8 protein-coding genes are annotated in these 11,896 nt (G+C 58.0%); 5 read left to right on the top strand and 3 right to left on the bottom strand.

All coding sequences use genetic code 11. From position 1 onward, the window contains the following. Positions 1–372 precede the first annotated feature (372 nt). The 3 genes from DRW39_RS07685 to DRW39_RS07675 all read left to right on the top strand — a co-directional run bounded on the left by DRW39_RS07685 (position 373) and on the right by DRW39_RS07675 (position 2,087). Positions 373–1,389, top strand: coding sequence for a hypothetical protein (locus tag DRW39_RS07685; protein ID WP_116106447.1), 1,017 nt, complete (start codon positions 373–375; stop codon positions 1,387–1,389). A gap of 310 nt (positions 1,390–1,699) precedes the next feature. Next, complete coding sequence (locus DRW39_RS07680; protein WP_116106446.1) at positions 1,700–1,915, top strand: hypothetical protein; 216 nt, start codon at positions 1,700–1,702, stop codon at positions 1,913–1,915. Beyond that, positions 1,902–2,087 carry a hypothetical protein gene (locus DRW39_RS07675; RefSeq protein WP_116106445.1) on the top strand — a complete coding sequence of 62 codons (186 nt, stop codon included), beginning with the start codon at positions 1,902–1,904 and terminating at the stop codon, positions 2,085–2,087. Before DRW39_RS07680 ends, DRW39_RS07675 begins: the two co-directional genes overlap by 14 nt. Positions 2,088–2,218: 131 nt before the next feature. On the opposite strand, the gene DRW39_RS07670 is transcribed toward DRW39_RS07675, so the two are convergent. Next, positions 2,219–3,130 carry a metallophosphoesterase gene (locus tag DRW39_RS07670; RefSeq protein ID WP_116106444.1) on the bottom strand — a complete coding sequence of 304 codons (912 nt, stop codon included), beginning with the start codon at positions 3,128–3,130 and terminating at the stop codon, positions 2,219–2,221. A gap of 223 nt (positions 3,131–3,353) precedes the next feature. On the opposite strand from DRW39_RS07670, the gene DRW39_RS07665 reads away from it, so the two are divergent. Together DRW39_RS07665 and uxuA are read left to right on the top strand one after the other, a co-directional pair. Next, positions 3,354–4,517 (top strand): Gfo/Idh/MocA family protein, encoded by a 1,164-nt coding sequence (locus tag DRW39_RS07665; RefSeq protein ID WP_116106443.1) that lies wholly within the window; start codon positions 3,354–3,356, stop codon positions 4,515–4,517. Between the two features lie 308 nt (positions 4,518–4,825). After that, complete coding sequence (uxuA, locus tag DRW39_RS07660) at positions 4,826–5,968, top strand: mannonate dehydratase (RefSeq protein WP_116106442.1); 1,143 nt, start codon at positions 4,826–4,828, stop codon at positions 5,966–5,968. On the opposite strand, the gene DRW39_RS07655 is transcribed toward uxuA, so the two are convergent. Then, positions 5,952–8,822 (bottom strand): gliding motility-associated C-terminal domain-containing protein, encoded by a 2,871-nt coding sequence (locus tag DRW39_RS07655; RefSeq protein ID WP_157975991.1) that lies wholly within the window; start codon positions 8,820–8,822, stop codon positions 5,952–5,954. The genes uxuA and DRW39_RS07655 overlap by 17 nt on opposite strands. A gap of 149 nt (positions 8,823–8,971) precedes the next feature. Beyond that, entirely contained in the window at positions 8,972–11,836 is a 2,865-nt protein-coding gene (locus DRW39_RS07650) for a gliding motility-associated C-terminal domain-containing protein (protein WP_198664819.1), read from the bottom strand. Between the last annotated feature and the right edge of the window lie 60 nt (positions 11,837–11,896).

The following is an 11,896-nucleotide window of genomic DNA, read 5'->3' as shown; positions in this document are numbered from 1 at the left end:
AAGGGGTACGGGACGGCAGGGTCGGGTAGGGGAAGGCCAAAAGGGCTTCACCTCCCGACAGGGAAGTTGGGTACATGTTTCTGTGAGTATTCGTTAAAACAAAGCGGGGCAAAAGGCCCCTTACATTCAATCTCCGGACGGATAGTAACCGCCCGGTCCTGCGGTTCGCTACGGTAAGCTCTCAGGAGCAAAGTAACACGATGGATAACTTTAAAACAAATTATTTGTTTTATAAAAACAACAAAACAAAAAGATAAAGCATTCTCTTCCGCTCCTTCTGGCGGTGAGTGAGCATCGGGCGGGTAGCTTGCGTTTAGTTGATGATTCAAGTACCGACAAGGGTTTCGGCCCGGTGCTGGATAAGCGTAGGCTATGAACAAACAGACAGGCAGCTACCAGCAGATTTTTTTTGACCGGCTGAGCCAGCGGTTTCCCTCCCGCAGCGAATTGGTGCAGAAAGTGGCGGGGGTGTTGCACGTTGGAAAGGACGCGGTGTACCGGCGTTTGCGCGGTGATACGGCCCTGACGGCCGATGAAATGATGTTGCTCGCCGAAACCTACCAGCTAAAGGTGGGCATGGAACGGGAGAAAGACGTCCCTTCCCTTCGCTACCCCGACGATCGTTACCCCATCCGGAACGAGTTCGATCATTTCCTGCAGCTACACCGCCGGTGGGAAGTCCTCCAACAGTTGCCCGGCGCGAGTTTCGATTTTGCCTCCCCGGAGTTGCCGATGTACTACGAGCTTTCCCTGCCGATGCTGCGGAGCTTCAAGATCTTCATGTTCGGCCTGACGACCTGGAACCTGGAAAAGTGGAAGGGGCTGCGTTTTTCCCCGTCGCTGATTGACGACGAGCTGCATCTCATAGTAGAAGAAACCATCCGGCAGCACTATAGCGTGGCGGCCCGGGAACTCTGGTCGGTCGGCGTACTCGACGTAACCCTGCGTCAGCTAAATTATATGGCGCAGATCGGGAAATTCGAGCGTTCCGAACACGTCGAGCAAATCTTTGAGGAACTCTTCCTTATTGTCGATCATCTGGAGCAAATGGTCCGTACCGGTAAACGGTTTCCCATCGGGCAGCAGCCAACGGAAAGCAGCTCGGATTTTCGCGTCTACCACAACGAGCTTTCCAATACCAGCAACGTGGTATTAGTGAAGTCTGACATCCGCCCCTTTCTCTTCACCACCCTCGTTACGCCCAACTACGTAGCTACCTCCAATGCCGAACTTTGCCGGGAAGTACAGCAGTGGTTTGATAACCTGGTGGAACACGGTAACGCCCTGCACGCGGAATCGGGAAAATACGCCGCCCACTATTTCGGGTACTTAAAGACCCAAATCAGGCAGTACAGGGAGCGATTGCGCGCCGGGCAAAACATTTTTTGACGCCTAAAACAGAAAATGTGTTAAAAAAGTAAGAAAAATACTAAGCCACGAACTATTTCAAAAGGAGGGGCGTATTTATGGTGCGCCGGTAGATGGACCCGCGTATTGATATTCGATAATGCTATATATCTGGAACAGCATAAATTGCCAAATATCATAACAACGAAATGCCGTATCTTAGCGGTAGATTTAACTTTTACCCAAAGTTAAGTTCAAGATTAGGTTTATTTTTCATGAGAGACGCTGTGGACAACACAGTCGTATAACAAGGACCCGGGCATTTTGCCCGGGTCTCTTTATTTTGCCTCCTATGGCCCGGAGCCCCGAAAATAAAGCGAAGTTTCATGCCGCCCTAGCGTGGATTCCCGTCCTGGTTTACTTTGTGACGAAGTATCTGATCTTTGGCAATGATATGGCCCGCAACCAGTGGTTCATTCTTATCGCCGCCGTCATACTGGCCGAGATCGCGCTGTGGCAGTACCGGCGGACGCAACTAAAAAAAGACGCCCCGGATGGAACCGATTGAAAACGATAAGCCCAGCCCCGGCCTGTTTCTACTGATGACGGCCGTTTACTTCGCCAGTTACTTCGGCCTCAAGTACGGCGTCTTCGGTGGTGCGATGCCTTGGTATTTTAACCTGGTCCTCATCGTCGTATGCCTGGGCCTGGCCCTATGGCTACGGAACCGCGGGAAGTAGGGAAGGGCCCGCCACAATTACCCGTCGTCTGCCGAGCGATAGTTAGTCCGCCGACGGGTAGTTATGGTAAGCATCCCCCTGCGGTAGCGTAAAATCGTAGATCGTAAATCAGAAATCGTAAATCCTAACCCCTACACCGCCACGATCTTATCCACCGTAAGCTCCTTCTCCCCGTCAAATCGGTAGGCCACGAGCTGCCCGTCACGGGCCACGCTGTAGTCGAGGCAGCAAACATTGTGGCGGAAGAGGAGCGGCGTTCCCCGCAGCCAGTAGTGGCCGAAGAAAACGTGCTTCTCGGTCACCCCGTAGTAGTCGGTATTCTCGCCGGTATAAAGTAGGCTTTCCAGTTCCGGGTCGGTGCCGTGTACGCTGAGTTCGCCGTAGGTGGCGCCGCGCGGATCCTTCCACCATTTATGCCGCAGGGCGCCGCGCGGATTGCCGTCCTTGTCGAGGAAGTACTTTCCTTCGGGCAGGTCGAATTCGGGGCCCTTCAGGACTCGGTCGATGGCGCGCGCCAGGGGTGTTTCCAGCGCCTGTAGCTCCTGCGGAACGGGGTCGGGCAGGCGGTCGTCGGTCAGTTCTTCGCGGAGCAGGCCGATGCTCAGGGGATTCCAGCAGGCGTGGACGGCCCGGAAGTTCTCTCCTTCGTAGTAGAGGGGGAGCGTACGGAACCACCGGATGTAGGCGTCGTATTCGTGCTGCCGGTCGCGGAACTGCTCCAAGGTCGTGCCGTGCTGCCGCCAGTTCTTTTCGGAGTGCGGCCGCAGGTAGCCTTCCCCGTCGGCCAGGGGAGTATTGTACAGGATGGCGTTATACTCGTGGTTGCCCATCACGGCCAGGGCCGCGCCGCGCTCGACCATATCCCGGACGATACGCAGCACCTTCGGACTGTCCGGCCCCCGGTCGATGAAATCCCCGATAAAGAAGGCTTGCCGGGAGGGGTGACGATAGCCGTCACCGTCGGGCCGGTAATCCAGGCGCCGCAGCAGCCGTTCCAGCTCGTCGGCGTGGCCGTGGATATCGCCTATGAAGTCTAGGTGCATGGAAGGAGTTGAATTTACGATTTACCGTCGTCTGCCGAGCGGTAGCTCGTCCGCCGACGGAGGGGAAGGCGTGATTTACGATTTTCGGGCCAGGTGTGCTACCGTACCGTGTAGGCTATACGATTCAACGGCGGAAGTGTTTGGGCGGCGGAGCGCAGGTAAAAAGATGAACAAGAAGCCGGATTGCGTATTACCAAAACGACCATCATTAACCCGCTTGCCCATGTCTTCCAAAAAATCCATTTCCACCCGCCGCCGATTCCTGCGCCAGTCCGCCGCCGCGACGGGCTTCTTATTCGTGCCGGGTTTGATTGGCTGCTCGTCCGGAAACAGCCCGGCTGCCAGTGAAAGCGCTAATCCTGCGCCCCGCCGCCCAAATGAAGATCGGAAACTGGGCATCGCCATCCTGGGGCTGGGCGGCTATGCCTCCGGGCAGATTGCCCCCGCCCTCAAGTTGACCGAACACTGCGAACTGCGGGGGCTCATTACCGGTAGCCCCGAAAAGCTGCCCGAGTGGCAGAGCAAGCACGGCATCAAGGAAGAAAACAGCTACACCTACGATACGATGGACGAGATCGCCGACAACGACGAGATCGACGTCATCTACGTGATCACGCCGACGGCTACCCACCGCGATTTCGCCGTGCGCGCCGCCAGTACCGGCAAGCACGTATGGTGCGAGAAGCCCATGGCCATGGACGTGGCGGAATGCCAGGAAATGATCGACGCCTGCAACGAAAACGGGGTGCGCCTGGCCATCGGCTACCGCATGATGCACGAGCCCAATACCCGCGACCTGATCCAACTGACCAAAGAAAATGCCTACGGTGCCGTGACCGGAGCGCATGCCTACGCCGGCTACGGCGGCTCGCCTCCCGCCACGGACTACTGGCGCGGACAACGCGATATGGGCGGCGGGGCGCTGTACGATATGGGCGTCTACTCCGTCAATGGGCTGCGCTACGGTACCCAGATGGCCCCCGAAGCCGTGGTAAAGGCCACCCAGACCCGGCAGGACCACGACAACGCCGTCGACCTCACCACCGAGTACACCCTCCGTTATCCCGGCGGCATCACCGCCGAAGGCAAAACGAGCGTGGTCACCAACTACAACGAACTGCACATCGAGGCCGAAGAAGGCTGGTACGAAATCGATCCGATGCAACCCTACACCGGCGTCAAGGGCGAGACCAGCGACGGTAAAATATTGGGCCCTCCGGTACCGAATCAGCAATCCATCCAGATGGACGACGACGCACTCGCGATCATGAACGATACCGAATTCATTGCCCCCGGAGAGCTGGGACTTAAGGACATCGCCGTGATCCGGGCCATCATCGAAAGTGCGGAGTCCGGCCAGGAAGTGGCCATTCAGCATCAGGGGTAGCCGTCGTCGCGACCCGTCGTCTGCCGAGCGGTAGCTCGTCCGCCGACGGGTGGGGGAGTGAATGGAGATTTACGATAGCTGATTTACGATTTACGATTTACGATTTGGGCTGCCGCAGGGGGATGCTCGCTGCGCTAGTAGCCGTCGTCTGCCGAGCGGTAGCTCGTCCGCCGACGGGTGCTTGGAAGAGGACGGGTAGAGGATTATCCAAAACCGGGGGGATGAAGATCGGAGGAAGCGGGAGTGAAACAAGGGTAGGGAGTGGATAAATCGGAAGTCGTACTTTGGCGACCGAAAATCGAAATCCTATGTATCCTACCTGGCGCTGGTACGGCCCGAAAGATCCCATTACCATTGACGAAGTTTCCGCCCTCGACATTCGCGGGGTGGTGACCGCCCTTCACCATATAGAAAACGGGGCGGTATGGAGCCGGGAGGAGATTCGGCAGCGGAAGAAAGAACTGAAGGAGATGCCCTGGTCGGTCGTGGAGAGCGTACCGGTACACGAGGGCATCAAGCAGAACTCCGAGGCGGCGCCGAAGCTACTGGAGAACTACCGGCAATCGCTGCAAAATCTGGCCGCGGAGGGTATCACGACGGTGTGCTACAACTTTATGCCGGTCCTCGACTGGACGCGGACCCGCCTGGCGGTGCCGGTGCCCGGGGGAACTACGGTGGCCCTGCGCGGACTCGACCTGCTGGCGTTCGATCTATTCATCCTCAACCGGCCGCACGCGGCGGAGGATTACCCCGCCGAACTGGTAGAGCTCGCTACCGACCACTTCGAGGATATGAGCGAAGCCGATAAGCAGGAAGTGACCGACAATATGCTCAAGGGGCTACCGGGATCGGAGGAGAGTTTCGAACTGGCCACCTTCAAGCAAGCTATCGAACCCTACCGCCACATCAGTTCGGTGGAGTTCAAGGAAAACCTGCAGCGTTTCCTCGAAGCGATCGTACCGACCGCCGCCAAGGAGGGTATCAAACTGACGGTTCACCCCGACGATCCGCCCTGGCCGGTGGTAGGGCTGCCCCGCATCGTATCGACGCGTGACGATCTCAAGGACATTCTGGCGATGGTCGATGACCAAGCCAGCGGCATCTGTCTGTGTACGGGTTCCCTGGGGTCGCGTGCGGATAACGACTTACCGGGCATGGCCAGGGAGTTCCTCGACCGCATCCACTTCGTGCACCTGCGCAACGTGGCGCGTGCGCCGCACGAGAGCTTCCGGGAGAGCGGTCACCTGCAGGGAGACGTCAACATGGCAGATGTCATGGGCGAACTGCTGAAGGCCAAGGTCGACGTACCCTACCGCCCGGACCACGGCTTCACGCTCTTCGACGACCGCAAGCGGGAAACCTACCCGGGATACAGTCTGTACGGACGCATGCGGGGTTTGGCCGAGCTCGAGGGTTTGCGCGCCGGCCTGTCGGCTACCGCACGAGGGTAACCGATCCTTTCAGCGGTAAGATCGTATCGTCGGCCAGGCGCACCTTGGCCGCGTAGACGTATACGCCCACGGAGAGCGGTTTACCGCGGAAGGTACCGTCCCAGGCACCATCGCGCCGATTGTCCTTTTCCCAGATCAGCTCCCCCCAGCGATCGAAGATCATGAATTCGGTCAGGGTCGCTACGCGGTCCGGGATGAAAATGCGGAATACATCGTTGTTACCGTCGTCATTCGGACTGAAGGCGTTTGGTACGTAAATACGCGGGCTGCGGTCTACGAGAACGAATACGCTATCGGTGACCGTACACATCTCGGGGGTCACGTAGGAAACGGTATAAGCGGTATTGGTGAAGGGAGCGGCGAAGGGCGCGGTACAATCGGAACAGCTCAGCGATCCGGCGGGCGTCCAGGAGATCGCTCCCGTTCCTCCGGCCAATTCCTCTTCGGCGCCGTCCAACCGGACCGAATCGCCGAGGTTGATATACCGGTCGGGCCCCAGGTCGATGGAGGGAAGAGACGGCTCGTCCAGAACGATCGTTTCGATTTGCGAGGCACAGCCGTTGGCATCCTCGATCCAGGCGTCGTACGTACCGCTGCTCAGTCCTTCAAAGCGGGGCGATACCTGTTCCTGCCCCGTGGAGAGGAAGTAGGAATAGGGTGGGGTGCCGCCCTCGCCGCTGACAGTGATAAAGCCCGTCGTACCATCCCCGCAGTCGTCGAAGCCGGAAACGACGGCAGCCGTCAGCGGAGGCGTACCACCGATCGGTACCTGGCGCTCTATGGTACAGCCCGCCGCATCCGTGATCAGGAGCGCGTAGTTGCCGGCCGGGAGGTTGCGACGGGTGGAGGGGTTTCCTTCCTCGTTGTCCGGTTTGCCATCCTTGAACCACTTGACGGTGTAGGGATACTTCCCCGTGAGGGCGTTGATGGCGATGGTGCCCCCGCCGGAACAGTCGGCCGGTTCGACGGCGATATCGGCCGTGAAGGAATTTTGGTTGCGGACGGTATAGGTCTCCGTCATCGGACAGCGTACACCGTCCATTAGCGTGAGGGAATACGTACCCGGGAGGTCGACGTCGAGGACGGGGGCATCGTCACCAACAAGCTCACCGGATGCGTTGCGCCACTCATACATGACCTGATCGGGGCGATCGACGGTTACTTCGATGCGGCCGTCCCCACCGTTGCAGTAGATGTCCTGGATAAATACATCCTCAATTTGAAAGGCCTCGGAAACGGGTAAAAAGATGGTATCGATCTGCGTACCGCAATCGGTACTCATGAAGGCTAACAGGGCATCTTCCTCTCCGGCGATGACCCGGAGCTTTCCCCCCTGCGGATTCAGGTTCTTTCCGGTCGCCAGCGAACGGAGGTAAAAGCGAGTGTTTGGTACGGGCGTTTGAAATTCGATCGTGATCGTGTCGCCTACGCAGGGAAGCTCCGGTTTTGCGGTCAGGCTGTAAGTAAACGGTGCGTTTTCCATCACGACGATCTTTTCGACGTGCTCGACGCAAAGCTCGTTGACGGTGACCGAGTACGTTCCCGGTTCCGTAACCGTGAGGTGAGATTCGGTGCTGCCGTTGGCCCAGCGGTACGTGGCACCGGTAAAGCGACGGGCACTGATGCGCGCTTCCTCCAAATCGTTGCACAGCGCGATGGTATCGACGAAATGGTTGGTGATGACCGGGCGCTGAATGTGTACGGCTTCCGTAAGCGCGCACCCCGCGGGAGTAGTCACGCGCAGCACGTAGCTGCCGTCTACGGCGGGCCCGCCCCGAAGCGTCAGTACGGGAGATTTTGCTTCCGGCAGGGCGACGCCATTGCGGTACCACTGGTAGGTAGCACCGGGGTGATCCTGTCCCGTAAGCACGATTTGCTCGTCACACACCGTAAGGCCATCGACGCTCACCGAGCCGGCGGCGAAGTCCTCGAAGGCCGAGGTCTTGTTGAGAATCAGATCGTCGATGAAGTAGTAGTTTCGGTAGTTGCCGTTGTCGGGCCGACCGTGGTCGGGCGCGCAGGACCCTCCGATCGCGAAGCCGGCGTAAGCCTCGGTGGGTACGAAGTCGAGTTGGGCGCCGGTCCAGCTACCGGGCCGGCCGGAGACGGTGATGTTCCCGATCAGTTCGTAGCCTTCGGCGCCGGCGGTTTCCGGGCAATCGTAGTAGGGGCCGAAGTTAAGCTGGTGGGCTTCGCGAATGCCGTAAACGCTGAGTTCGATGGCATCCGGAGAAGCCACGCTCACCTCCACTCCCTCTTCGGAAGCGATTTGCGGCTCCATGAAGCCCAGCGAAAAGGCCAGACGGTAGGCTGATCCCGCTACCAGGCGCTGTCCGTTGATGAAATTCGCGGCCAGGTATTCGCGGTACCGTTCGGCAACGGAACCGTCTCCGTTGAGAAACTGGCTATTTGGCGTATCCCGGACGCCCACCCAAAAGCCCGCCACGCCGGTACCACTGGGTAGCGGTAGGGGGAGTTTGGAGGGAAAATAGGGGCCCGCACCGGTAAAGGTGAAGGCATTCCAGCTGTCGGTAGTACCCATGGATACCCGCTGCCAACCGGTCAGGCAGTTTGCCTGGTTGACGGCGTCGGGGCGTCCGCCGGGTTGCTCGGAGGTACAGCCAATCTGCCGGTCGTTGAATTCCTCTAGCGAGGGATTAGGCAGCAGGGATGTTAAAGTCGATGGAAGAGCGCAGCTACAGTCCGCTTTATCGTTCAAGTCAACCAAACCATCAGCATCGTCGTCGATACCATTAGCGCAGTTCTCTTGGGAAAATAAAGGGTAACCAACTAATAAGAAGGTTAGTAGCAACGCCCACGTCCTCATGAGGAGGACAAGCTGGGCGGTTGTCACGTGTGTGTGTTTAATTCAATAGTGTCGTAAAGCGAAGTAAAGATAAATATATCTTCTACTTACGCACAATAAACACACACTTTAACCCGATGTTCGCGGCGGTTTAACATTTTCGCGCCGTGGCCCAACTATTTTATGGAGGTCCCCGATCAGCGCATCAACAGGACGGATCCGCGAATCGTCTTCGTCTGGCCATTGCGCAGCCGGGCGACCCCCGAGTACAGATAAGAGCCCGGATCGAGGGGATCTCCGCCACGCGTGCCATCCCATACTACTTCGCGGGCTTCCGTTGTGAATACCTGGCCGCCCCAGCGATCGAAAACCTGAAAGTTCTCGATCCGGGTAACCCCCACGTTGGAATAAACGGTCAGCACGTCGTTCACGCCGTCGCCATTGGGGCTGAATGCCGTCGGGACATAAATGTTAACGGTGTTCTGCACCGTTAGGAATACGTCATCGGTATACGTACAGCCATCCGGAGTAAGCAGCGATGCGGTCACCGTACCCGACCTTTCGGGGGTTAGCGTAGCGATCAAATTGAAGAAATCGCCATCCGGGAGAATGCCACCGGCCGTAAAGGACCAGTCTACCGAAACGTCCCCAACCAGGACTTCATTAGTCTCGGCTTGCAGCGTGATGGTTTCGCCCAGGTCAAGCAGTAGGTCCTCACCGAGGTCGAGCGTAACGGGATCAGGGTAGGAGAGGGTAACCGGGATTGTCTCGGTGTGGCAGTCCAACGCATCCCGTACTTCCAGTTGGTAGTTTTCCCCGGTCAGCCCGCTGAAGAGGGGTGAGGACTGTTCGGCGGTGCCGAGCAAATGGTAAGTGAAGGGTCCGGTACCCCCCTGCACGGCTACTTCAATCTGGCCGGCGTGATCTGGAAAACATCCGGAGACGTTTTCGGTGGTGGTGACGGACATGGGTTCGGGGCCGTCGATGGTGAAGCTCGCCTCGGTGAAGCAATCGCCGGCATCCGTGACTTTAGTGAAGTAGGTTCCTTTGGAGAGGTTATTCAGTTCGGTTGACGAGGCGGTGAGGGGCGGATTATCGGCCGCCGTACGCCATTCGATCCGGTAGGGTGGTGTGCCCCCGGAAGGGAAGGCACTTACCTTGCCGTCATCTCCACAGCTCACGTCGGTGGGAATGAGATCCAGCGCGAACTTTCGATCGCCGACCTTATAATCAAACTGGGTCTCACACCGGTCTTCGCCGTATACGGTTACGGAGTAGTGTCCGGCACGTTGAACGGCGATTTCACTCGTATGGCCCTCGAACGACTTTTGCGCCGAGTTCGACCAGTCAAAAGAGGTGGGCGAACCTCCGGTAATACTCAGGGCGATGCTCCCTTCTGCTCCCTGGCAGTTCACGTCCGTGATAGCTGCTTCCGCGGTGAAGGGTTCGTAGGCGGGAATCGTAATGATATCGGCGTACATATTGCAGGGGGTAAACAGCATGGCATTCAGAGACGATGTTTCACCGGCGATAACGCGGAGTGGCTCGCTGCTGCCCTGGTAGAAAAAGCCACCGTTATCCGGGATGTACATCACTCCGTCGGTGTACCAATCCGACTCGACGGTGATTTCGACCGTATCGCCCATACAGGGCTTCTCCGGCGACAGGCGGTAGCGATAGGAGAAAGCAGCGTCCTCAACCGCGGTAATCTCCTCTACGCGTTCCTGACAGTTGACGGTGACGGTAACGGAATAGGTTCCCGGTTCGGTGATGGTCACGGAACTCTTGCTGGTACCGTCCGACCAGGCATACTGGGCCCCGATCACCTGGGTAGCGTAGAGGCGGACCTTTGCATTATCCGCGCACAGGGCGACGGAATCAGGGAATTGCTCCGGAATGACGGGGCGCTGAATCCGTACCGGCTCCGAGGTGGAGCACCCACGTGGGTAGATGGCCCGTAATTGGTAGTTGCCTTCCTTGCCGGTCTGCTCGTTCAGGGTGAGCGTGTATTGATTGGCTCCCGTGATGGCGATGCCGTCGCGGTACCACTGGTAGGCAGCCTCGGAGTCGTAGTGACCGGTCAGGACAATCTCATCGTCGCATATGCTTTCGCCCTCTACGCGGATGGGACCCGCCGCGGGGGCCTGGAACAGCGACGTCCGGTTGAGGATCAGGTTGTCGATGAAATAGTAGTTCCGGTAATACTTACTGTCTTCCCGCTTCAGGTCAGAACCGCAGGATCCGCCAATGGCGAAGGCGGCGTAATCGTTTGACGCGGTGAAATTTACAGTGGACTCGGTCCAGGTGCCGCCACTTCCTTCGACGGTGATGTTGGCCAGGAGTTCGTACCCTTCGGCCCCGGCCTCTTCGGGGCAGTTTTGGTAGTTTCCGAAGTCAAGTTGGCCGCATTCCCGGATGCCATAGATGCTGAGTTCGACGCCGGAGGGAGAGTCCAAATCGACCAGCTTTCCGCGGTTGTTATAGGTTTGGGGCTCCATAAAGCCGAGGGAGAAAGTAAGTTGATAATCCTCGCCGGCTTCGATCCCTTTTCCCTCTTCAAAGCAGGCGGCAAGGTACTCCCGGTAGCGGGTGACATAAGATCCGTCGCCGTTGGCGAACTGGATGCCGTCGGTGTCCTTGATGCCTACCCAGAAACCGGCCACTCCGGATCCGCTGGGAAGTGGAAGCGGTAATTCACTGGGGTAATCCGGTTCGGAGCCGGCGAGGGTGAAGGCGTTCCAGGCATCGGTCGTACCCAGGCTGGCGCGCTGCCAACCCACGAGGCAGTTTGCCTGGTTGGTTCCATCGGGTAATCCTCCGGGCTGGGAAGATTTGCAGCCGGGCTGATCGGCGGAAAATTCTTCCAGCGAGGGATTGGGTAGCAGGGATGGCGTTTGGGATTCAATCTGGCAGGTGCAGTCGGCCCGGTCATTGAGGTCAATGAGCCCGTCGGCATCGTCATCGATCCCGTTGTCGCAAATTTCCTGGGCGGAAAGCAACAGAGGGAACAATAGAAAGCTTAGGCTTACGCATACGCGTAGCAGGTTTAGGGTTTGGGACAACACTTTCGTTACTATGAGAGACACGGAAAACCCGGCCATCGGATCCAAATTGGATACCAT

It is taken from the genome of Lewinella sp. IMCC34191 (assembly GCF_003390935.1).
Classification (GTDB): domain Bacteria; phylum Bacteroidota; class Bacteroidia; order Chitinophagales; family Saprospiraceae; genus Neolewinella.
The sequence above is the reverse complement of the archived record's forward strand: the minus strand, read 5'-3'. Positions and strand labels throughout refer to the sequence as shown.